The 22,119-nt window shown below is 69.2% G+C and carries 17 protein-coding genes; 12 read left to right on the top strand and 5 right to left on the bottom strand.

The features are described from left to right. The first annotated feature begins 8 nt into the window (after window positions 1–8). The 6 genes from VF522_RS14670 to VF522_RS14695 all read left to right on the top strand — a co-directional run bounded on the left by VF522_RS14670 (window position 9) and on the right by VF522_RS14695 (window position 8,294). The gene (locus tag VF522_RS14670; protein WP_330909024.1) at window positions 9–2,339 is read left to right on the top strand and encodes a bifunctional salicylyl-CoA 5-hydroxylase/oxidoreductase; all 2,331 of its coding nucleotides are present in this window, start codon (window positions 9–11) and stop codon (window positions 2,337–2,339) included. Then, on the top strand, window positions 2,323–3,183 hold the full coding sequence (locus VF522_RS14675) for an enoyl-CoA hydratase family protein (RefSeq protein ID WP_330909025.1): 861 nt from the start codon (window positions 2,323–2,325) through the stop codon (window positions 3,181–3,183). The genes VF522_RS14670 and VF522_RS14675 overlap by 17 nt, the downstream gene beginning before the upstream one ends. A 1-nt stretch (window position 3,184) precedes the next feature. After that, complete coding sequence (locus VF522_RS14680; protein ID WP_330909026.1) at window positions 3,185–4,345, top strand: acyl-CoA dehydrogenase family protein; 1,161 nt, start codon at window positions 3,185–3,187, stop codon at window positions 4,343–4,345. After that, window positions 4,342–4,752 (top strand): RidA family protein, encoded by a 411-nt coding sequence (locus VF522_RS14685; RefSeq protein ID WP_330909027.1) that lies wholly within the window; start codon window positions 4,342–4,344, stop codon window positions 4,750–4,752. Before VF522_RS14680 ends, VF522_RS14685 begins: the two co-directional genes overlap by 4 nt. A gap of 19 nt (window positions 4,753–4,771) precedes the next feature. Then, window positions 4,772–5,953, top strand: coding sequence for an acyl-CoA dehydrogenase (locus VF522_RS14690; RefSeq protein WP_330909028.1), 1,182 nt, complete (start codon window positions 4,772–4,774; stop codon window positions 5,951–5,953). Window positions 5,954–6,218: 265 nt separating this feature from the next. Then, the gene (locus VF522_RS14695) at window positions 6,219–8,294 is read left to right on the top strand and encodes a response regulator (RefSeq protein ID WP_330909029.1); all 2,076 of its coding nucleotides are present in this window, start codon (window positions 6,219–6,221) and stop codon (window positions 8,292–8,294) included. A gap of 18 nt (window positions 8,295–8,312) precedes the next feature. Here the strand turns inward: VF522_RS14695 and VF522_RS14700 are convergent, their stop codons facing one another. The 5 genes from VF522_RS14700 to VF522_RS14720 form a co-directional block, all read right to left on the bottom strand. Continuing rightward, window positions 8,313–9,251: a hydroxymethylglutaryl-CoA lyase gene (locus VF522_RS14700; RefSeq protein WP_330909030.1), complete on the bottom strand. Its 939-nt coding sequence runs from the start codon at window positions 9,249–9,251 to the stop codon at window positions 8,313–8,315. Beyond that, window positions 9,248–10,216 (bottom strand): tripartite tricarboxylate transporter substrate binding protein, encoded by a 969-nt coding sequence (locus VF522_RS14705; RefSeq protein ID WP_330909031.1) that lies wholly within the window; start codon window positions 10,214–10,216, stop codon window positions 9,248–9,250. Before VF522_RS14705 ends, VF522_RS14700 begins: the two co-directional genes overlap by 4 nt. A gap of 43 nt (window positions 10,217–10,259) precedes the next feature. Further along, window positions 10,260–11,465 carry a CaiB/BaiF CoA-transferase family protein gene (locus VF522_RS14710; RefSeq protein WP_330909032.1) on the bottom strand — a complete coding sequence of 402 codons (1,206 nt, stop codon included), beginning with the start codon at window positions 11,463–11,465 and terminating at the stop codon, window positions 10,260–10,262. Between the two features lie 117 nt (window positions 11,466–11,582). Further along, window positions 11,583–12,485 carry a LysR family transcriptional regulator gene (locus VF522_RS14715; protein WP_330909033.1) on the bottom strand — a complete coding sequence of 301 codons (903 nt, stop codon included), beginning with the start codon at window positions 12,483–12,485 and terminating at the stop codon, window positions 11,583–11,585. Window positions 12,486–12,496: 11 nt separating this feature from the next. Continuing rightward, a complete protein-coding gene (locus tag VF522_RS14720) occupies window positions 12,497–13,939 on the bottom strand; it encodes a short-chain fatty acyl-CoA regulator family protein (RefSeq protein ID WP_330909034.1) in 1,443 nt (480 codons plus the stop codon). Between the two features lie 116 nt (window positions 13,940–14,055). Between VF522_RS14720 and scpA the strand changes: the two genes are divergently transcribed. From scpA to VF522_RS14750, 6 genes are all read left to right on the top strand, one after another. Then, entirely contained in the window at window positions 14,056–16,194 is a 2,139-nt protein-coding gene (scpA, locus tag VF522_RS14725; RefSeq protein WP_330909035.1) for a methylmalonyl-CoA mutase, read from the top strand. Between the two features lie 55 nt (window positions 16,195–16,249). After that, complete coding sequence (gene meaB / locus VF522_RS14730; RefSeq protein WP_330909036.1) at window positions 16,250–17,257, top strand: methylmalonyl Co-A mutase-associated GTPase MeaB; 1,008 nt, start codon at window positions 16,250–16,252, stop codon at window positions 17,255–17,257. Beyond that, complete coding sequence (locus VF522_RS14735; RefSeq protein WP_330909037.1) at window positions 17,254–18,030, top strand: hypothetical protein; 777 nt, start codon at window positions 17,254–17,256, stop codon at window positions 18,028–18,030. Before meaB ends, VF522_RS14735 begins: the two co-directional genes overlap by 4 nt. A 19-nt stretch (window positions 18,031–18,049) precedes the next feature. Next, a complete protein-coding gene (locus VF522_RS14740) occupies window positions 18,050–19,582 on the top strand; it encodes an acyl-CoA carboxylase subunit beta (RefSeq protein ID WP_330909038.1) in 1,533 nt (510 codons plus the stop codon). A 151-nt stretch (window positions 19,583–19,733) separates the two neighbouring features. Beyond that, on the top strand, window positions 19,734–21,782 hold the full coding sequence (locus VF522_RS14745; protein ID WP_330909039.1) for an acetyl/propionyl/methylcrotonyl-CoA carboxylase subunit alpha: 2,049 nt from the start codon (window positions 19,734–19,736) through the stop codon (window positions 21,780–21,782). A 74-nt stretch (window positions 21,783–21,856) separates the two neighbouring features. Continuing rightward, the coding region (locus tag VF522_RS14750) for a VOC family protein (RefSeq protein ID WP_330909040.1) at window positions 21,857–22,119 on the top strand (263 nt) is incomplete at its 3' end.

A 22,119-nucleotide genomic window follows, 5' to 3' on the forward strand; every position in this document is an offset into this window, starting at 1 on the left:
GAGCAACCATGAACATCGTCTGCATCGGCGGCGGCCCGGCGGGCCTGTACTTCGCGTTGCTCATGAAGAAGCAGGACCCGTCGCACCGCATCCGGGTGGTCGAGCGCAACCGGCCCTACGACACCTTCGGCTGGGGCGTCGTGTTCTCCGACCAGACCCTGGGCAACCTGCAGGCGGCCGACGCCGAGACCGCCGGCGAGATCCTGGGTGCCTTCAACCACTGGGACGACATCGAGGTGAACATCCGCGGGCACCAGGTGGTGTCCGGCGGCCACGGTTTCTGCGGCATCGGACGCAAGCGCCTGCTCAACATCCTGCAGCGCCGCTGCGAGGACCTCGGTGTCGAACTGCTGTTCGAGCGCGACGTGCAGGGCGACGAGGAATATCCCGATGCCGACCTGATCATCGCGAGCGACGGCCTCAACAGCCGCATCCGCACCAGGTATTCCGACAGCTACCGGCCGGACATCGACCTGCGCAAGTGCCGCTTCGTCTGGCTGGGCACGCACCGGAAGTTCGACGCCTTCACCTTCGCCTTCGAGGAAACGCCGCACGGCTGGTTCCAGGCGCACGCCTACCAGTTCGACGGCGAGACCTCGACCTTCATCGTGGAGACGCCGGAGGAGACCTGGCGCAAGGCCGGCCTCGACAGGATGGAGAAGGAAGAGGCGATCGCATTCTGCGAGAAGGTGTTCGCGAAATACCTCGGTGGCCACCGCCTGATGTCCAATGCCAGTCACCTGCGCGGGTCGGCGCAGTGGATCCAGTTCCCGCGCGTGGTCTGCGGCGCCTGGGTGCACCACAACGGCCGCGCGCCGGTGGTGCTGATGGGCGATGCGGCGCACACCGCGCATTTCTCGGTGGGATCGGGCACCAAGCTGGCGCTGGAGGATGCGATCGAGCTGGCGCGCAGCATTTCGCGTTCGCCGCGCGACCTCGCGCAGGCCCTGCGCGACTACGAAGCGGTACGCAGCGTCGAAGTGCTGAAGATCCAGAACGCCGCGCGCAATTCCACCGAGTGGTTCGAGAACGTGGCGCGCTACGTCAACCTGCCGCCGGAGCAGTTCGCCTATTCGCTGCTCACGCGCAGCCAGCGCATCAGCCACGAGAACCTGCGCCTGCGCGACAAGGCTTACGTGGAACGGTACGAGGACTGGATCGCCGAGCGCTCCGGCGCTCGTCGCGAGGCAGGGGCGCAGTCGACCCCTCCGATGTTCACGCCCTTCACGCTGCGCGGCGTGACGCTGAAGAACCGCGTGGTCGTCTCGCCGATGGCGCAGTACTCCTGCGTCGACGGCCTGCCCGCCGACTACCACCTGGTGCACCTGGGCGCCCGCGCCATGGGCGGCGCCGGCATGGTGGTGGCGGAGATGACCTGCACCAGCTCCGACGCTCGCATCACGCCCGGCTGCCCGGGCCTGTGGAACGCGCAGCAGCGAGACGGCTGGAAGCGCATCGTCGATTTCGTGCATGCGAACACCGGCGCGAAGATCGCGATGCAGCTCGGTCACGCCGGACCCAAGGGCTCCACCCGCGTGCCCTGGGAGGGCGAGGACCTGCCGCTCGCTTCCGGCAACTGGCCGCTGGTTTCGGCCTCGCCGCAGCAGTATCTCGACGGCGTGAGCGACTGGTCGCGGGCGATGACGCGCGCCGACATGGACCGCGTGCGCGAGGACTTCGTGCGCAGCGCGCGCTACGCCGCCGAAGCCGGCTTCGACTGGCTGGAGCTGCACTGCGCCCACGGCTACCTGCTGTCCGGCTTCATTTCGCCGCTGACCAACCAGCGCACCGACGACTACGGGGGCGGACTCGCCAACCGCCTGCGCTTTCCGCTCGAAGTGTTCCGCGCCATGCGCGAAGTGTGGCCGGCGCACCTGCCGATGTCGGTGCGCATCTCCGCGCACGACTGGGTGCCCGGCGGCATCACGCCGGACGATGCGGTGGAGATCGCGCGTGCCTTCAAGGCGGCCGGCGCCGACCTGATCGACTGCTCCTCCGGGCAGGTGTCGAAGCAGCAGCATCCGGTGTACGGTCGCATGTACCAGACGCCGTTCGCCGACCGCGTCCGCAACGAGGCGGGCATCGCCACCATGGCCGTCGGTGCGATCTCGGAAGCCGACCACGTGAACAGCATCATCGCGGCGGGCCGCGCCGACCTCTGCGCGGTCGCCAGGCCGCATCTGGCGAATCCGGCCTGGGCGTTGCTGGAGGCGGCGAAGATCGGCTACCGTGACGTGCCTTGGCCGAAGCAATACCTCTCCGGCAAGATCCAGCTCGAACGCAACCTGGAACGCGAGCGCGCCCAGGCCCAGGAGACGACGAATGAACGATTCAACTGAGCGCGTCGATCCCGCGCTGGCCGCCGGCAACCGCAGGCAGCTCGCGGGCTACCGCGCGCAGCACTTCCTGTGGCAGGTGCAGGAGGGCGTGGCCACCGTCACGCTGAACCGGCCCGAGCGCAAGAACCCGCTCACCTTCGACTCGTACGCGGAACTGCGGGACCTCTTCGGCCAGCTGAAATACGCGACCGACGTGCACGCCGTGGTCGTCGTGGGTGCCGGCGACAACTTCTGCTCGGGCGGCGACGTGCACGAGATCATCGGCCCGCTGGTGCGGCTGGAGGCGCCGGAGCTGCTGATGTTCACCCGCATGACCGGCGATCTCGTCAAGACGATGCGGGCGTGCCCGCAGACTATCGTCGCGGCGGTCGATGGCGTCTGCGCCGGTGCCGGCGCGATCGTCGCGATGGCCTCCGACCTGCGCCTCTGCACGGCGCGCAGCAAGACGGCGTTCCTCTTCAACCGCGTGGGACTCGCCGGCTGCGACATGGGCGCCTGCGCGATGCTGCCGCGGATCATCGGCCAGGGCCGCGCCAGCGAGCTGCTGTTCACGGGACGTTCGATGAGCGGGGAGGAAGGCGAGCGCTGGGGCTTCTTCAACCGGACCTGCCAGCCCGAGCACCTGCTGGAACAGGCGCAGGCGCTGGCGCGAGAGCTGGCGCAGGGGCCCACCTTCGCCAACGGCATCACCAAGACCATGCTGCACCAGGAATGGGCCATGACCCTCGAACAGGCGATCGAGGCCGAGGCGCAGGCGCAGGCCCTGTGCATGCTGACGCAGGATTTCACGCGGGCCTACGAGGCTTTCGTGGCGAAGCAGAAGCCGAAGTTCGAAGGGAACTGAGATGCGTGAACTGGCCCATCTCGACTGGCCCTTCCTGGAGGAGAGGCACGGCATCTTCGCCGCCGAACTCGATGGCTGGGCGCGCGAGCACGTCGCGGAAGTGCACGGCCCCGACGTCGACGCGGCGTGCCGCACGCTGGTGCGCAGGCTGGGCGAGGGCGGCTGGCTGCGCCACGCCGTCGGCGGCGCCTGGGGCGAGCAGGAGGTGATCGACACGCGCGCCATCTGCCTCGCGCGCGAAACCCTCGCTTATCACAACGGCCTGGCCGACTTCGCCTTCGCGATGCAGGGGCTGGGCTCCGGCGCCATCAGCCTGCAGGGCACGCCGCAGCAGAAGGAGAAGTACCTGCCGCGCGTGGCCAGGGGCGAGGCGATCGCCGCCTTCGCGCTGTCCGAGCCCGATGCCGGCTCCGACGTCGCCAACCTGCAGTGCGCGGCGCACATCGAGGGCGACCACGCGGTGCTGGAAGGCGAGAAGACCTGGATCTCCAATGGCGGCATCGCGGACTTCTACGTCGTGTTCTGCCGCACCGGCGAGGCGCCGGGGCCGCGCGGCATCTCCGCCTTCATCGTCGACCAGGACACGCCCGGCCTCGAGATCGCCGAGCGCATCGAGGTGATCGCGCCGCATCCGCTGGCGCGGCTGCGCTTTCGCAGCTGCCGCGTGCCGCTGTCTCAGCGCATCGGCGCGGCGGGCGAGGGCTTCAAGGTGGCGATGCGCACGCTGGACGTGTTCCGCACCTCGGTGGCCGCCGCGGCCTTGGGCTTCGCCCGGCGCGCGATGGACGAGGCCTTGCAGCGCGCGACCACGCGCAAGATGTTCAACCAGACGCTCGCCGATTTCCAGCTGACCCAGGCCAGGCTGGCGCAGATGGCGACCACCATCGACAGCTCCGCGCTGCTGGTCTATCGCGCCGCCTGGCTGCGCGACCAGGGGCAGGGCGTCACCAAGGAGGCCGCGATGGCCAAGATGACCGCCACCGAAGGGGCGCAGCAGGTGATCGACGCCGCGGTGCAGATGTTCGGCGGCCTCGGCGTGAAGCGCGGCGAGGTGGTGGAACAGCTGTATCGCGAGATCCGCAGCCTGCGCATCTACGAGGGCGCCACCGAGGTGCAGCAGCTGATCATCGCGCGCGAACTGCTCAGGGAGGTGCGGGGATGAGCCGCGACACGAAGCCGCAAGCCGTCCTGCCCGCGGGCTGGCCGCGTCCCAAGGGTTACGCCAACGGCGTGGTGGCGGAAGGCCGCATGCTCTTCATCGCCGGCATGATCGGCTGGGACGCCGACGGCGTCTTCCACACCGATGACTTCGGCGGGCAGGCGCGGCAGGCGCTGCGGAATGTCGCCGACGTGTTGGAGGCCGCGGGCGCCAGCGGCGAGAATGTCGTCAGGATGACCTGGTACGTGACCGACAAGCGCGAATACCTGGCCGCCTCGCGCGAGGTGGGGCAGGCATTCCGCGACATCATCGGCAGCTACACCATCGCCATGACCGCGGTGGAGGTGAAGGCGCTGATCGAGGACCGTGCCAAGGTCGAAATCGAAGCGACGGCGGTGTTGCCGTCCTGACCCCCCACCGGAGTTCTCCATGGCCAAGACCAAAGCCGCCTTCCAATGGGCCGACCCGCTGCTGCTGGACCGGCAGATCAGCGACGACGAACGCGCGGTGCGCGACGCCGCCCACGCCTACTGCCAGGAGAAGCTGGCCCCCCGCGTGCTGGAGGCCTTCCGCCACGAGAAGACCGACGCGACCATCTTCCGCGAGATGGGCGAGCTGGGCCTGCTGGGGGCCACCATCCCCGAGCAGTACGGCGGCGCGGGCCTCAACTACGTCTGCTACGGCCTGGTCGCGCGCGAAGTGGAGCGCGTCGATTCCGGTTACCGCTCGATGATGTCGGTGCAGTCCTCGCTGGTGATGGTGCCGATCAACGAGTTCGGCAACGAGCAGACCAGGCAGAAGTACCTGCCCAAGCTGGCCACCGGCGAGTGGATCGGCTGCTTCGGCCTGACCGAGCCGAATCACGGCTCCGACCCCGCCAGCATGATCACGCGCGCGCGCAAGGTCGACGGCGGCTACAAGCTCACGGGCAGCAAGATGTGGATCACCAACTCGCCGATCGCCGACGTGTTCGTGGTCTGGGCCAAGGACGACGAGGGCGCGATCCGCGGCTTCGTGCTGGAAAAGGGCTGGAAGGGCCTGTCCGCGCCCGCGATCCACGGCAAGGTGGGCCTGCGCGCGTCGATCACCGGCGAGGTCGTGATGGAGGACGTGTTCTGCCCCGAGGAGAACGCCTTCCCCGAAGTGCGCGGCCTGAAGGGCCCGTTCACCTGCCTGAACTCGGCGCGCTACGGCATCGCCTGGGGCGCGCTCGGCGCGGCGGAGGACTGCTGGTTCCGCGCCCGCCAGTACGTCATGGACCGCAAGCAGTTCGGTCGCCCGCTGGCCGCCAACCAGCTGGTGCAGAAGAAGCTGGCCGACATGCAGACCGAGATCACGCTGGGCCTGCAAGGCTGCCTGCGCCTGGGCCGCATGAAGGACGAGGGCACGGCGTCGGTGGAGATCACTTCCATCATGAAGCGCAACTCCTGCGGCAAGGCGCTGGACATCGCCCGCGTCGCGCGCGACATGATGGGCGGCAACGGCATCAGCGACGAGTTCGGCGTGGCCCGCCACCTGGTGAACCTGGAAGTGGTGAACACCTACGAGGGCACGCACGACATCCATGCGCTGATCCTGGGGCGGGCGCAGACGGGCATCGCGGCTTTCTGAACCCCCTCATCTCCGCGAAGGCGGGGATCCACGGCCGATTCTCGTAGGGTGGGCAAGCTCCGCTCGCCCACCGCCAGGGCCGCGCCGGCTGCGGCGGCCGCCAGCGCAGCGCCCCGACAGGCGGCGCGGCGAAGGGGCTGGATGCGGTCCTGCGGGTCCTTCGGCGGTCGCCGCCAGTCCAACCAGGAGCTGGGGTGTTCCCGGACTTTGCATGCGCGCACGGAGCCCTCCATAATGTTCCGCAGAGAGAGGGAAGGGGAGCCTAATGGGCCAGATCGACCACGCGTCACGCGCGGCGCCCCCCTTGGCGGGCGCGGAGCCAGCGCGCGAGTTCGGTGCCGGGTTCGTCGAGGCGCACCGGCAGAAGATCTTCCTCGGCTTGTCCGTGGCGGGCACGCTGCTGCTCGGGCCGTTCACGGTCAACAACTTCTACCAGGACCGCATCCTCCTGGGCATCGCCACCACCGCCTTCATGCTGTGCCTGCTGGCGAATGCGCTGTCGATCGCGCGCCATCGCCCGCCCGTCGTGCCGCCCACGGCGATCTTCGTGGCCTCGCTCCTGGGCCTCGCCACGGCCATGTACAACCACGGCCTGATCGGCGTGCTGTGGGTCTACCCGGGCATCCTGCTGTTCCATTTCATGCTGCCGCGGCGCAAGGCGAACGTCTTCAACCTGACGCTGGTGGTCGTGACGATCCCGCTGGCCTGGATCCACCTCGGGGCCGAGATCACCACCCGCGTCGCCGTGACGCTGGGCCTGCTGGTGATCTTCAGCAACATCTTTTCCCACATCGCCGACGCCCAGCATGACAGGGAGACCGAGCAGCGCGACAAGCTCGATGCGCTGGTGCGGCAGCTGGAGGAGCAGAACACCGCGCTGCGCGAGGCCTTCCGCCTGCGCGAGGAGATGGAGCGCATCGCGCGCCACGACCTGAAGACGCCGCTGGCCAGCATCGCCTCGGTGCCGCGGCTGCTGCGCGAGCGCCGCCGGCCGGACGCGGAAGAGGACGAACTGCTCGGCGTCGTGGAACGCGCCGCGCTGCGCGTGCTGTCGCTGGTCAACCTCTCGCTGGACCTGTTCCGCATGGAGGAGGGCAGCTATCGGCTGCGGGCGCAGGCAGTGGACCTCGCCGCGCTGGTGCAGACCGTGGTGCGCGAACTGCACGCGCATGCCCGTTCCAAGAACGTGCGGCTCGCGCTGGAGCTGCCGCGGCGCGCCGTCTACGCGCAGGGCGAGGAACTCCTGTGTTACTCCACGATCGCCAACCTGCTGAAGAACGCGCTCGAGGCGTCGCCCGAGGATGGCGTCGTGCGTGTCACCCTGAAGCGCGTGAGCGACGCCAACGGCGACGCCGCGGGGCTGGACATCCACAATGCGGGCCAGGTGCCCGAGGAGGTCCGCGGCCGCTTCTTCGAGAAGTACGCCACGCACGGCAAGGCCGATGGCTCCGGGCTGGGCGCCTATTCGGCGCGCCTGATGGCGCGGGTGCAGCGCGGGTCGCTGCGCATGACGTCCTGCGCCGAGGGCACGACGCTGTCGTTGCGCCTGCCCCTCTGGCATGCGGCCGCGCCGGCCCGCAGCCCCGAAGGCAACACCATCCCGCCGGATCCCGCCCGCGGCGCGCAGCAACTGCCCGCGCTGTCGGTGCTGCTGGTGGACGACGACGAGTACAACATCGTCGTGCTCAAGAGCCAGCTGCCCACTCCGCCGCTGAGCGTGCGCACGGCCGTGAACGGGCGCGCGGCGCTGGAAATGATCCGCGCCGAGCGTCCCGACGTGATCTTCCTCGACGTGGAGATGCCCGTCATGGACGGCTTCGAGGCCGCCCGGGCGATCCGCGCGCTGCAGCAGCAGCGCGGAGAGGCCCCCAGCATCATCGCGGCCTTCTCCGCGCACGACGACGACGCGACGCGCCAGCGTTGCCTGCAGGCGGGCTTCGACATGTACCTGGCCAAGCCTTCGTCGCGCGAGGAGGTGTTCGCCGCGCTGCTCGGGCGCGATCCGGCCGATGCAGGGAATGGGGCACACAAGGCGGACCACCGCGTGTTGGTCGACACCGGCCTGATGACGCTGATGCCCGAGTTCCTGTCCTCGCGGCGCCAGCTCACCGACGAACTGGAGAGTGCCGCGGCCCAGGGGCAGCGCGAAGCGATCCGTGTCACCGCGCACAAGCTCGCGGGCAGCCTCGCGATGTACGGCTTCCGGGATGCCAGCCGCGCGAGCCGCGAGCTGGAGGAAGCCGCGCCCCTGGAGGAGATGGCGGCGCTGCGCGGCCGCTGCCAGGCGCTGTCGGCGATGCTGGCGCAGGCCGAGCCGGTGGCGCGCCCCGTCGCGGGCTGAGCGCGCCGGCCGCCCGCCTCAGGCGGCCGCCTGCAGCGTCCGGAAAGTGCGCGGGATCCCCGCCGCGGCGACGCCGCTGCGCATGGGCTCCTCCGGCAGCGACTCGCGCAGCAGCGCGCGGGCTTCCAGCAGGCGCGGCAGGGCGATGCCCGTCGCGTGGCCCATGCTCTCCAGCATGAACACCAGGTCCTCGGTGACGATGTTGCCGGAGGCGCCGGGCGCGAAGGGGCAGCCGCCCAGGCCCGCCAGGCAGGCGTCGAACTCGCGGATGCCCTGTTCCAGGCCGGCCAGCGCGTTGGCCAGCCCGAGTCCCATGGTGTCGTGCAGGTGCAGCTTCGCCAGGCGCGCGCCGATGGCGTCCTGCACCTCGCGCACCGTGTCGCGCACTAGGGCCGGGTGGGCATAGCCCACGGTGTCGGCCAGCGCCACGCGGTCGGCGCCGGTGGCCGCCAGCGCCGCGGCAACCTGCGCCACCCGCCGGCGCGGCACGTCGCCCTCCATCGAACAGCCGAACGCGGTGGCGGCCGCGACGTCGATGCGCATCGGCCGCTGCTGCGCCCGGACCCAGTCGACGATGCTGCGCACCATCTCGACCTGCGCGTCGGTGCCCTTGTTCACGTTGGCGCGGCTATGCGTGTCGCTCACCGAGATCGGGATCGCGACGACGTGCGCGCCGGCCTCGTGGGCCGCGATCGCGCCCTTGAGGTTGCAGGCCAGGGCGCACACCGTCAGGCCCTCGATGGCCAGCGCCCCGCGCACGACGTCGGCCGTGTCGGCCATCTGCGGGACCAGCCGCGGCGAAACGAAGCTGCCCACCTCGATCTCCCGCAGCCCGGACTCGGCGAGCTGCCGGATCCAGCGCAGCTTCACCTCCGTGGCCATGCGGCCCTGCGCCATCTGCAGGCCGTCGCGCGGCCCGACTTCGCAGACGGTGACGGTGTCGTCGGGCGTGCTCATTCGACCTTGATGCCGGCGGTCTTGATGATGTCGCGCGACTTCTGGATCTCGCTGCGGATGAGGGCGGCGAATTCCTCGGGCGTACCGCCGCCGGCGTCGAAGCCCTGCGCCTGGAACGCGGTCTTCACGTCGGGGCGCTGGAGGATCCTGTTGATGTCCGCGTTCAGGCGCGCGACGATGGGCGCCGGGATGCCCGCGGGGCCCATCACGCCGTAGAAGCTGACGGCATTGAAGTCCTTGTAGCCGGACTCGGCGACGGCCGGCACGTCGGGCAGGCTGGCGTTGCGCTTCGCGGAGGTCACGGCGAGCGCGCGCACCTTGCCGGAGTGGATCAGGCCGGCGGCCGACGAGATCGAGGAGCCGGCGAAGTTCAGGTGACCGCCCACGAGGTCGGCCAAGGCAGGCGTCGAGCCCTTGTAGGGGACGTGCTGCATCCTGGCGCCCGCGGTCAGCTGCAGCAGTTCCATCGCGATGTGCACGCCGCCGCCGGTGCCGGAGGTGCCGTAGGTCAGCTTGCCGGGCTGCGCCTTGGCCGCCTTGATCAGGTCGGCGAGCGTCTTGTACGGCGAGTTCTCGTTGATCAGGATCACCAGCGGCGTGACGGCGCACAGCGCGACCGGCGTGAGGTCCTTGACCGGGTCGTAGGCGACCTTCATCAGCAGCGGGATCAGCGAGACGTTGTCGGACTGCGCGATCACCAGCTCGTAGCCGTCGGGCCTGGCCCGCGCGGCCTCCGCCAGGCCCAGGGCCGTGCCTGCGCCGGGCCGGTTGTCCGGCACCACCGACCAGCCGTTCATCTCCGACAGCTTGGTGGCGATCTGGCGGCCCGTGAAGTCGGTGCCGCCGCCCGGCGTGGACGGGATGATCATGCGGATCGGCTTGGCGGGGTAGTCCTGCGCGAAGGCGGGCAGGACGGCCAGGCTGCCCGTGGCCAGGGCGAGGAAGTTGAAGTCGCGGCGGTTCATGGTTTGTCTCCTGGATCTCTGGTCGTGTCGTTCTGCGGCGGGCTCAGCCGGCGACGACACCCTGGCGCACCAGGGCATCGATGCGCGCTTCGTCCATGCCCAGGCCGCGCAGGACCTGGCGGGTCTGCGCGCCCACGGGCTGGGGGTCCAGCCGCTTGCCGACCTTGCGGCCGTCGAATTCGATGGGCAACGCGGCCGCGGCTACGCGCTGGCCGTCGGGCATGGTGGTGGGCAGCAGGGCGCCGCCCTGGTTCAGGTGCGGGTCGTCCAGCAGGTCGTGCGGCTGGCGGATCGGGCCGTAGGACAGGCCGGACGCTTCCAGCGCGGCGCACAGGTCGGCCGCCTTCCAGGACTTGAGGACTTCGGCAACGGCCGGCACCAGCCAGGGGCGGGCCGCTTCACGCTGGATGGCGGTGCGCAGGCGTTCGTCCTCGCCGAAGGACGGCGGCAGGAAGTCGCGGCAGAAGGTCTGCCAATTCGCATCGCTCACCACGGCCACGAAGACGCGGCCGTCCTGGGTGTTGAAGATGTCGTACACGCCCCAGGGCGGCGTGCGCTTGTCGCCCATGGGGATGGGCGCGGTCCCGGTCAGCTGGTACTGCGCGATGAACTGGGCCACCAGCAGCAGGTTGTTCTCGAACAGGCCCGCGCGGACGTGACGCCCGCGGCCGGTGCGCTGCCGGTCGTGCAGCGCGGCCAGCGCGCCCACCACGCCGAAGGTGCCGCCCAGGATGTCGTTGACGGAAGGAGCCACCCGCTGCGGCGCGCCGGTGCCGCCGTTGATGTAGGCCATGCCGCCCATCATCTGCACGACCTCGTCGAGCGCCGTGCGCTGCTTGTAGGGGCCGGACAGGAAGCCCTTGAGCGACACGTAGATCAGGCGCGGATTGGCGGCGCTCAGGGTGGCGTAGTCGAGGCCGTACTGGGCGAGGCTGTCGTCGCGGAAGTTCTCGACCAGCATGTCGCAGCCGTGCGCCAGCTCGCGCACCAGGGCCTGCCCCTCGGCCGACTTGAGGTCGACCGCCAGGCTCTGCTTGTTGCGGCTGAACACCGGGAAGTAGCCGATCCCGGAGCCCTTGAGGCGGCGGGTGCGGTCGCCGTCCAGCGGCTCGACCTTGATCACTTCGGCGCCCAGGTCCGCCAGCACCAGGCCGCCGGCGGGACCCATGATCATGTGCGACAGCTCGAGCACCTTGATGCCGCGCAGGGGCAGGGCGTCGTCGGAAAGATAGGCGGAATTCTGGGTCATGCGATCTCGTGCGGCGCGGAACGCGCATGTTCCGCGACGCCCGCCGGCGCGCCAAGCGATGCTTCGGAACCGGGGCTTTCTCGTTTCGAGATTGCCCGGGCAAACCCGGACGCCGCCTCAGTCCACCGCGGCGGCGCTGGCCCGCAGGTGGGCGACGAAGGCCTGCGCCGCCAGCGGCAGGGCGTCGAAGTCGCGCACCGCCACGAAGCTGCGCGGCTGGGCCCAGGGATCCGACAGCGGCACGAAGCGCACGCCCAGGGAGCGTTCCTTGCTCGCCTTCAGGTACAGCGGCGCCACGCCCACGCCCATGCCGCGCGCGACCAGCGTGCAGATGGTCTCGAAGGAGCTGACGCGAGCCCGCACCGTGCGGGAAGCGTGCGCCTCGCGCGCGGCTTCGTCGAATACCTGCGCGATGCCGCTGTCGCGGCCCAGCTCCACCAGGTCGTCGTCCAGCAGGTCGGCGTAGGCGACGCCGCGGGTCCGCGCGCGGGCGTGGCCGGCCGGCAGCACCGCCGCCAGCACGTAGCGCCGGTAGGGAAAGACCTGCAGGCCCTCATGGCTGGCGAACTCGGACGCCACGCCGACGTCCGCGAGGCCCTCCCGCACGCCGCGGTAGATCGCGGGCGTGACGCGCTCCTCCACGTCGACCTCGATCTGCGGCCGGTCGGCGCGGAAGCGCAGGATGTCCGCCGGCAGCTCGCCCGACAGGGAGGTGACGCTGGCCAGCACCTTGATCACGCCGCGCACGCCCTCGACGTAGCCCGCCATTTCGCGCTGCATGCGGTCCATGGACTGCAGCAGCTGGCGCGCGTGATGGGCCAGCGCCTGGCCGGCGGGGGTCGCCTGCGCGCCCTTCGCGCCGCGATCGAGCAGGGGCACGCGCAGTTGCGCCTCCATCTCGGAGATGCGCTTGCTGACGGCGGACGGCACGATGCTTTCGCGCGCCGCCGCGCGGGCGATGCTCCCTTCCTCCAGCGTGGCCAGGAACAGGCGCAGGGAGACCGGGTCGATGTCGCGCACGGCGGTCCCCTTCACATGCCCGAGGCGTAGGGCGCGAAGCCGCGCTGGTTCTCGTCGATCTGCAGGGTGCGCCCCAGCGGCGGGAAGGCCCGCTGCGCGCAGTCCGCGCGGTCGCACACCTTGCAGCCGGCGCCGATCAGCGTGGCGGCGTCGGGGTCGACCAGGTTGACGCCCTTGGCGTACACGAGGCGATCTGCGTAGCGCGCGTCGCAGCCCAGGGCCACGGCGAAGATGCGGTTGGGGGCGCCGTAGCCGCCGCGGCGGTGCTCCACGGTGCGCGCGATCCACAGGTAGGTGCGGCCGTCCGGCATGCGCGAGAGCTGCGTGAGGATCTTGCCGGGCTGGGAGAAGGCCTCGTAGACGTTCCACAGCGGGCAGGTGCCGCCGTGGCGCGAGAAGTGGAAGTCGCCGGTCGACTGCCGCTTCGACACGTTGCCGGCGCGGTCCACCCGCACGAAGAAGAACGGGATGCCGCGGCCCGGGGCGTGGTGCATCGTGGAGAGGCGGTGCCCGATGGTCTCGGCGCCGACGCCGAAGCGCTCGCCCAGCAGCTCGAGGTCGTAGCGCAGTGCCTCGGCCGCATCCTGGAAGCGGCGGTTCGGCAGCACCAGGGCTCCGGCGAAGTGGTTGGCGAACCCCAGCCGCGCCAGGCTGCGCGCCTGCGAGGTCGTGAACGCATCGGCCGTGGTGAAGGAGTCGATCAGCGCGCCGGTCTCCAGGAAGGCGAGCTGCACGCCCAGCTGGAAGGCCTGCTGGCCGGGGTCCATGCCGGTGGCCAGGAAGATGGTGCGGGTGCCCGCGTCGTAGCTGCGCAGCGCCTGGTCGGAGGTGCGGCTGGCCGCGGTCTCGCGCACCTCGATGCCGTGCTGCTGCTGCAGCCGTTCCCGCAGCCGTGCGACCAGGTGCGAGGCGCCGGCCGCACCGGCCAGGCCTGCCAACGCGGTCTCGTACAGCTGCTCGGCGCGCTCGTCGAGCATGGCCATGTGGTGGTGGCGCGCATAGAAGAACTCGCGCACCTCCTCGTAGGGCTGGAGCGCGGGCGCGAACTCGCCGACCCTGCGGTCGCCGTCCGTGTCGGCGATCGACGAGAGGCGGTCCTCCGCCGTGCGCGCCCGCTTGTGCAGGTGCAGAAGCACCTTCGCCACCGCGGGCAGCTGCGACGCGACCACCTTCGCTTCCGCCTGGGGCACGGCGTCGGGCTCGCGCGGGTCCGAGAACACCGCCTGGATCTCGCTCAGCCGGCGCGCGCTCTCGTCCTCGGAGAACAGCTGCAGGTCGACGCCGTGGGCCGCCTGCAGCCGCAGCAGCACGGGCACCGTCAGCGGGCGCTGGTCGTTCTCGATCTGGTTGAGGTAGCTGGGCGAGATCTTCAGTGACGCCGCCAGGGCGGCCTGGGTCAATCGCTGCTGCTCCCGGAACGTCTTGAGCCGCACGCCCATGAAGGCCTTGGTCATCTTCGCAAGCTTCGCAAATTAACAGGCCCGAACGGGTCCTGTTCTTGAGTTTAGCCGTTGTCTTGGACGGTGGGTTTTGCGAAGATTGCGATGTTATGAGCGAACCGCCCCGAGCCATGAGTAATGCGGACCTGGACCTGTGGAAGAAGGCGGCGGCCAAGTCCGCCCCGGGCGGCAACGTCGACGCCCTGAACTGGGTGACGCCGGACGGCATCGCCGTGAAGCCGCTCTACACCGCGGCGGACCTGCAGGGCCTCATGCACGCCGACACGCTGCCCGGCTTCGCGCCTTTCCTGCGCGGCCCCCAGGCGACCATGTACGCGGTGCGTCCGTGGACGATCCGCCAGTACGCGGGCTTCTCCACCGCGGAGGAGTCGAATGCGTTCTATCGCAAGGCACTCGCGGCCGGCGGCCAGGGCGTGAGCGTCGCCTTCGACCTCGCGACGCACCGCGGCTACGACAGCGACCACGCGCGCGTGGTGGGCGACGTCGGCAAGGCCGGCGTGGCGATCGATTCCGTGGAGGACATGAAGATCCTGTTCGACGGCATCCCGCTCGACAAGGTGTCCGTCTCCATGACCATGAACGGCGCGGTGCTGCCGGTGCTCGCGGGGTACGTCGTCGCGGCCGAGGAGCAGGGCGTTTCGCAGGAGCAGCTGTCCGGGACCATCCAGAACGACATCCTCAAGGAGTTCATGGTCCGCAACACGTACATCTACCCGCCCGAACCCTCGATGCGCATCGTCGGCGACATCATCGAGTACACGGCGCGCAAGATGCCGAAGTTCAACTCGATCTCGATCTCCGGCTACCACATGCAGGAAGCCGGGGCGAACCAGGCGCTGGAGCTCGCCTTCACGCTCGCGGACGGCAAGGAGTACGTGAAGACCGCGCTGGCCAAGGGCCTCGACGTCGACGAGTTCGCCGGCCGCCTGTCCTTCTTCTGGGCGATCGGGATGAATTTCTATCTCGAGATCGCCAAGATGCGCGCCGCGCGCCTGCTGTGGTGGCGGATCATGCAGGGCTTCGGCGCGAAGAATCCCAAGAGCCTGATGCTGCGCACGCACTGCCAGACTTCCGGCTGGTCGCTCACCGAGCAGGATCCGTACAACAACGTCGTGCGCACCACCATCGAGGCGATGGCTGCGGTGTTCGGCGGCACGCAGTCGCTGCACACCAACAGCTTCGACGAGGCGATCGCGCTGCCCACCGAGTTCAGCGCCCGCATCGCGCGCAACACGCAGCTGATCATCCAGGAAGAGACCCACATCGCCAACGTGATCGATCCCTGGGCCGGCAGCTACATGATGGAGAAGCTGACCCAGGACATGGCCGATGCCGCCTGGAAGATCATCGAGGAAGTCGAGGCCATGGGCGGCATGACCCGCGCCGTGGATTCCGGCTGGGCCAAGCTGAAGATCGAGGCCGCCGCCGCCGAGAAGCAGGCGCGCATCGATTCGGGCAAGGACGTGATCGTCGGCGTCAACAAGTACAAGCTCGCGAAGGAAGACGCGCTCGAGATCCTCGAGGTGGACAACGTCAGGGTGCGCGAGCAGCAGATCACGCGCCTGCAGCAGGTGAAGGCCAGGCGCGACGGCGGCAAGGTGCACGCGGCCCTGGAAGCGCTGACCGCGGCCGCGCGCACCGGACAGGGCAACCTGCTGGACCTGGGCATCCGGGCGATCCGCCTGCGCGCCACGGTGGGCGAGGTGAGCGATGCGCTGGAGAAAGTCTTCGGGCGCCACCGCGCCGATACGCAAAAGGTGACCGGTGTGTATGCAGCCGCCTACGACTCGGCCGAGGGCTGGGAAAAACTGAAGCAGGAGATCGCCGCCTTCGCGGAGGAGCAGGGCCGCCGCCCGCGCGTGCTGATCGCCAAGCTCGGCCAGGACGGCCACGACCGCGGTGCCAAGGTGGTCGCCACGGCTTATGCCGACCTCGGCTTCGACGTCGACATGGGCCCGTTGTTCCAGACACCCGAGGAATGCGCGCGCCAGGCGATCGAGAACGACGTGCACGCGGTGGGCATCAGCACGCTGGCGGCCGGCCACAAGACGCTGGTGCCGGCGATCATCGCGGAACTGGAAAAGCAGGGTGCCGACGACATCATCGTGTTCGTGGGCGGCGTGATCCCGCAGCAGGACTACGAATTCCTCTACAACGCGGGCGTGAAGGGCATCTACGGCCCCGGCACGCCGATCCCGGCCAGCGCGAAGGACGTGCTGGAGCAGATTCGCAAGGCCATCGCTCCATGAATCCGGTCTTTCTCCCTCCCCCTCCGGGGGAGGGTTGGGGTGGGGGCGCTCGGCGGTGAGTCTCGCCCACTCCATCGTCGGGCCTGCGAGCCCGCAGCAACGCCGCGCCATCGCCAAGGCCATCACGCTGCTCGAATCCACCCGCGCCGACCACCGCACGCAGGCCGACGCGCTGCTCACCGATCTGCTGCCGCATACGGGCCAATCCTTCCGCCTCGGCATCTCCGGCGTGCCCGGTGTCGGCAAGAGCACCTTCATCGAGACCCTGGGCCTTGCGCTGATCGCGCAGGGACACCGCGTCGCGGTGCTCGCGATCGATCCGTCGTCCTCGGTGTCCGGCGGTTCCATCCTCGGCGACAAGACGCGCATGGAGAAGCTCTCCGTGCAACCGCAGGCCTACATCCGCCCGAGCCCGTCCAGCGGCACGCTGGGCGGCGTTGCCGCCAAGACGCGCGACGCCATGCTGGTCTGCGAAGCGGCCGGCTACGACATCGTGATCGTCGAGACGGTGGGCGTGGGCCAGAGCGAGACCGCGGTGGCCGGCATGACCGACATGTTCGTGCTGCTGCAGTTGCCCAACGCCGGAGACGACCTGCAGGCGATCAAGAAGGGCGTGATGGAACTGGCCGACCTGGTCGTGATCAACAAGGCCGACATCGACCGCGATGCCGCCACCCGCGCGCAGGCGCAGATCACCAGCGCGCTGCGCATCCTCGGCCAGCATGGCCGTGCCGACCATGCGCATCACGACGAGACGCTGTGGCATCCGCAGGTGCTGCAGCTCAGCGCCCTGAAGGGCGAAGGCGTCGAAGCGTTCTGGCAGGCTGTGACGCGGTTTCGCCACTTGCAGGAATCCAGCGGCCGGCTCGCGACCCGGCGGCGCCAGCAGTCGCTGGCCTGGATGTGGGAACGCATCGAGAACGGCCTGAAGCAGGCCTTCCGGCAGAACCCGGAAGTGAAGGCGCTGCTGGCGCAAACGACCCGGGACGTCGAGCAGGGCCGCGTCGCCGCCTCCACCGCGGCGCGCCAGTTGCTTGGGGCCATGCTGGGCGGCAAGGCATGAACGCGCAGGAGCTCGCGCGCATCCGTGCGTCCGCGGGCTGGCGGCGCGATCGCATGGAATCGTTCGAGACGGAAGAGGGGCCCGTGATCGTGAAGGCGCAGCGTCCGCCGCGCCCCCCGATCGCCGCGTGGTCGCTGAAGCTGCTCTCCGGCCTCGCGCGCTCCCCCGAGCTCAAACCGGTGCCCGCGCCCGGTGGCGCGGCGGGGCAGGCCATCGAGGTGCAGCGGCTCACCATCCTGCGCATGGCGGGCGTGCGCGTGCCGGCCGTCGTCCACGTCGACAGCGAATTCTTCGTGATGGAGCGGCTGGCCGGGCAAAGCCTCGCCGAGCGGATGGATGCGAACCCCTCCGACGCGCGCGCGCTGTGGGAACAGGGCCTGCGCTTCGTGCACGGGGTGCATGCCAGGGGCCAGTGCCTGAGCCAGGCGGTCGCGCGCAACCTGATCGTCGCGGCCGACGGGATCGCGGCGATCGATTTCGAGGACGATCCCTTGCAAGTGCTGTCCCTGCGCGAAGCGCAGGTGCGCGACTGGCTGCTGTACCTGCAGTCCACCGTCTGGCTGCTGCCGCCTTCGCACGAGGACCTGTTGCCGGTGTGGGAGCGCTTCGCGCCGGCCGGCGCCGATGCCGCGGCCATGCTGCGGTCGGTGGGCCGCATGGCGTGGATGCGGCACCTGCCGAACCAGCGCAGGCCCTGGGGCCGCGACATCGTGAGCGCGCAGGCTGCGGCGGCGCTGCTGCATGCCTGGGCCCGGCGGCAGCAGGCCCATTGAAGATCACCCGGAGAACAAGATGCACGACATCCTGGAGCAACTGGAGAAGAAGCGGGCGGCGGCCCGCCTGGGCGGCGGCGAGCGCCGCATCGAGGCGCAGCACGGGAAGGGCAAGCTGACGGCGCGCGAGCGCCTCGAGCTGCTGCTGGACGAGGGCACCTTCGAGGAATGGGACATGTTCGTGGAGCACCGCTCCACCGACTTCGGCATGGCCGACAACAAGATTCCCGGCGACGGCGTGGTCACCGGCTACGGGATGATCAACGGCCGGCTCGTGTTCGTCTTCAGCCAGGACTTCACCGTCTTCGGCGGGGCGCTGTCCGAAGCCCACGCCGAGAAGATCTGCAAGGTGATGGACCAGGCCATGAAGGTCGGCGCGCCCGTCATCGGTCTCAACGATTCGGGCGGCGCGCGCATCCAGGAAGGCGTGGCGTCGCTGGGCGGCTATGCCGACGTGTTCCAGCGCAACGTGATGGCCTCCGGCGTGGTGCCGCAGATCTCGATGATCATGGGCCCGTGCGCGGGCGGCGCGGTGTACTCGCCGGCCATGACCGACTTCATCTTCATGGTCAAGGACAGCTCCTACATGTTCGTGACCGGGCCCGAGGTCGTGAAGACGGTGACGCACGAGGAGGTGACGGCCGAGGAACTCGGCGGCGCGTCCACGCACACGGCGCGCAGCGGCGTGGCCGACCTGGCCTTCGAGAACGACGTCGAGGCGCTGATCATGCTGCGCCGCCTGTACAACTACCTGCCCCTGAACAACCGCGAGAAGCCGCCGACGCGACCCAGCAACGATCCGGCCGACCGCATGGACTTCTCGCTCGACACGCTGGTGCCGGACAACGCGAACAAGCCCTACGACATGAAGGAGCTGATCGCCAAGACGGTGGACGACGGCGACTTCTTCGAGCTGCAGCCCGACTACGCGAAGAACATCGTGATCGGCTTCGCCCGCATGGAAGGCCAGACGGTGGGCATCGTGGCGAACAACCCGCTGGTGCTGGCGGGCTGCCTGGACATCAAGAGCTCCATCAAGGCGGCGCGCTTCGTGCGCTTCTGCGATGCGTTCAACATCCCCGTGGTGACCTTCGTGGACGTGCCCGGCTTCATGCCCGGCACCTCGCAGGAGTACGGCGGCATCATCAAGCACGGCGCCAAGCTGCTGTACGCGTACGCCGAGTGCACGGTGCCCAAGGTCACGGTGATCACGCGCAAGGCCTATGGCGGCGCCTACGACGTGATGAGCTCCAAGCACCTGCGCGGCGACGTCAACTTCGCCTGGCCCAACGCGGAGATCGCGGTGATGGGCGCCAAGGGCGCGGTGGAGATCATCTTCCGCGAGGACAAGAACGACCCGGCGAAGCTGGCCGCGCGCGAAGCCGAATACAAGGCGCGCTTCGCCAACCCCTTCGTGGCCGGCGCCCGCGGCTTCATCGACGACGTGATCCTGCCGCACGAAACCCGCAGGCGCATCTGCCGCTCGCTGGTGATGCTGCGCGACAAGAAGATCGAGAACCCGTGGCGCAAGCACGGGAACATTCCGCTCTGATTCGGACACCCAACATCCGGACGCAGAGGACGCAAAGGTTTCGCAGAGGACGCAAAAGATTCAAATGACAAATTTCTCGTTGTTTTCCTTTGCGTCCTCTGCGCGATTTCTGCGTCCTCTGCGTCCGGTTGCTGGGTTTTAAGGACTTTCCATGTTCACCAAGATCCTGATCGCCAACCGCGGGGAAATCGCGTGCCGCGTCATCGCAACGGCCAAGAAGATGGGCATCCAGACCGTCGCCGTCTATTCCGACGCCGACCGCGACGCCCGCCACCTCGCCCTGGCCGACGAATCGGTGCCCATCGGCCCGCCGCCCTCGCGCGAGAGCTACCTCGTTGCCGACAAGATCATCGCCGCCGCGAAGCAGACCGGCGCGCAAGCCATCCATCCCGGCTATGGCTTCCTCTCGGAAAACGAGGATTTCGCCAAGCGCGTGGAGGACGAGGGCCTCGTCTTCATCGGGCCCAAGCACTACTCCATCGCCGCGATGGGCGACAAGATCGCCTCCAAGAAGCTGGCGAAGGAAGCCCAGGTCAACACCATCCCGGGCTACAACGAAGCGATCGAGACGGCGGAACGGGCCGTGCAGATCGCCAGGGACATCGGTTACCCGGTGATGATCAAGGCCAGCGCCGGCGGCGGCGGCAAGGGCCTGCGCGTGGCCTTCAACGACAAGGAGGCCTTCGAGGGCTTCGGCTCCTGCCGCAACGAGGCGCGCAACAGCTTCGGCGACGACCGCGTGTTCATCGAGAAGTTCGTCGAGGAGCCGCGCCACATCGAGATCCAGGTGCTCGGCGACGCGCACGGCAACGTGATCTACCTCAACGAGCGCGAGTGCTCGATCCAGCGCCGCCACCAGAAGGTGATCGAGGAGGCGCCGTCGCCTTTCATCAGCGACGCCACCCGCAAGGCGATGGGCGAGCAGGCCGTGGCACTCGCCAAGGCGGTGAAATACCAGAGCGCCGGCACCGTGGAGTTCGTGGTCGGCAAGGACCAGTCCTTCTACTTCCTCGAAATGAACACCCGCCTGCAGGTGGAGCATCCGGTCACCGAGTGCATCACCGGCCTGGACCTGGTGGAGCTGATGATCCGCGTGGCGGCCGGCGAGAAGCTACCGCTCGCGCAAGCCGGCGTGAAGCGCAACGGCTGGGCAATCGAGTGCCGCATCAACGCCGAGGATCCCTTCCGCAACTTCCTGCCGTCCACCGGCCGGCTGGTGCGCTTCCAGCCTCCCAAGCCCAGCATGTGGGCTTCGGACGCGGAGCACCTGTACGGCGTGCGCGTCGACACGGGCGTGGGAGAGGGCGGCGAGATCCCGATGTATTACGACTCGATGATCGCCAAGCTGATCGTGCACGGCACCGATCGCCGCGACGCGATCGCGAAGATGCGCGAAGCGCTCAACGGCTTCGTGATCCGCGGCATCTCGAGCAACATCCCGTTCCAGGCCGCGCTGCTGGCGCATCCGAAGTTCGTCGCCGGCGATTTCAACACTGGTTTCATCGCCGAGCACTACGCCGGCGGCTTCAAGGCGGAGGACGTGCCGCACGACGATCCGGATTTCCTGGTGGCGCTGGCCGCGTACGCGAACCGCCGCGCGCTGGAACGCTCCGCCGGCATCAACGGGCAACTGCGCGGGCACGAGTTCAGGGTGGCCGAGGACTTCGTGGTGGTGAAGCTCGATCCGCAGGGACGCCACCAGCAGCAGCCGGCGACAGTGCGCGATTTTGAAGCGCAGTCCGGCTCCAGCGTGGTCGAGACCGGCGGCAGGAAGTACACGATCTGCAGCAACTGGCATCTCGGCGGCGCGCGCATCCGCGGCACTGTCGACGGCAAGGCCTTCGTGGCGCAGGTGGAACGCGGCGTCGCCAGGAACCCGCTCGCGATCCGCATCGCGCACAACGGCACGCGGCTCGACGCCATGGTGCTGACGCCGCGCACCGCCGAACTGCACGCGCTGATGCCCTTCAAGGCGCCGCCGGACATGAGCCGCTTCCTGCTGTCGCCGATGCCGGGACTGCTGGTGGACGTGGCCGTGCAGCCGGGGCAGAAGGTGCAGGCGGGCGAGCGCATTGCCGTGATCGAGGCGATGAAGATGGAGAACGTGCTGTTCGCCGCGGCGGACGGCGTGGTGGGCAAGGTGCTGGCGGCGAAGGGCGAGTCGCTTTCCGTGGATCAACCCATCGTGGAGTTCGAGTAAGTCTTGTCGTCCCGGGCTCGACCCGGGACCCATGGATTGCGGGTCGAGCCCGCAATGACAAAGGAAACACAGCGATGAAGCGTCCTTTCCGTGTCCTCGGCCTGCAGCAGATCGCCATCGGCGGTCCCGACAAGCAGCGCCTGCAGAAGCTCTGGGTGGAGCTGCTGGGCCTCGAAGTCACCGGCACCTTCAGGAGCGAGCGCGAGAACGTCGACGAGGACATCTGCGCGCTCGGCAAGGGCCCGTTCGAGATCGAGGTCGACCTGATGCAGCCCATCGATCCGGACGGCAAGCCCGCCGTCCACGCGACGCCGCTGAACCACGTGGGCCTGTGGGT

The organism is Ramlibacter sp. (genome assembly GCF_036383835.1).
In the GTDB taxonomy this organism is placed as follows: domain Bacteria; phylum Pseudomonadota; class Gammaproteobacteria; order Burkholderiales; family Burkholderiaceae_C; genus Ramlibacter.

Bases quoted from the DNA above. Each gene is read 5' to 3' on its own strand.
- VF522_RS14670 (WP_330909024.1), top strand. From the start codon at position 9: ATGAACATCGTCTGCATCGGCGGCGGCCCGGCGGGCCTGTACTTCGCG.
- VF522_RS14675 (WP_330909025.1), top strand. From the start codon at position 2,323: ATGAACGATTCAACTGAGCGCGTCGATCCCGCGCTGGCCGCCGGCAAC.
- VF522_RS14680 (WP_330909026.1), top strand. From the start codon at position 3,185: ATGCGTGAACTGGCCCATCTCGACTGGCCCTTCCTGGAGGAGAGGCAC.
- VF522_RS14685 (WP_330909027.1), top strand. From the start codon at position 4,342: ATGAGCCGCGACACGAAGCCGCAAGCCGTCCTGCCCGCGGGCTGGCCG.
- VF522_RS14690 (WP_330909028.1), top strand. From the start codon at position 4,772: ATGGCCAAGACCAAAGCCGCCTTCCAATGGGCCGACCCGCTGCTGCTG.
- VF522_RS14695 (WP_330909029.1), top strand. From the start codon at position 6,219: ATGGGCCAGATCGACCACGCGTCACGCGCGGCGCCCCCCTTGGCGGGC.
- VF522_RS14700 (WP_330909030.1), bottom strand. From the start codon at position 9,251: ATGAGCACGCCCGACGACACCGTCACCGTCTGCGAAGTCGGGCCGCGC.
- VF522_RS14705 (WP_330909031.1), bottom strand. From the start codon at position 10,216: ATGAACCGCCGCGACTTCAACTTCCTCGCCCTGGCCACGGGCAGCCTG.
- VF522_RS14710 (WP_330909032.1), bottom strand. From the start codon at position 11,465: ATGACCCAGAATTCCGCCTATCTTTCCGACGACGCCCTGCCCCTGCGC.
- VF522_RS14720 (WP_330909034.1), bottom strand. From the start codon at position 13,939: ATGACCAAGGCCTTCATGGGCGTGCGGCTCAAGACGTTCCGGGAGCAG.
- scpA (WP_330909035.1), top strand. From the start codon at position 14,056: ATGAGTAATGCGGACCTGGACCTGTGGAAGAAGGCGGCGGCCAAGTCC.
- VF522_RS14735 (WP_330909037.1), top strand. From the start codon at position 17,254: ATGAACGCGCAGGAGCTCGCGCGCATCCGTGCGTCCGCGGGCTGGCGG.
- VF522_RS14740 (WP_330909038.1), top strand. From the start codon at position 18,050: ATGCACGACATCCTGGAGCAACTGGAGAAGAAGCGGGCGGCGGCCCGC.
- VF522_RS14745 (WP_330909039.1), top strand. From the start codon at position 19,734: ATGTTCACCAAGATCCTGATCGCCAACCGCGGGGAAATCGCGTGCCGC.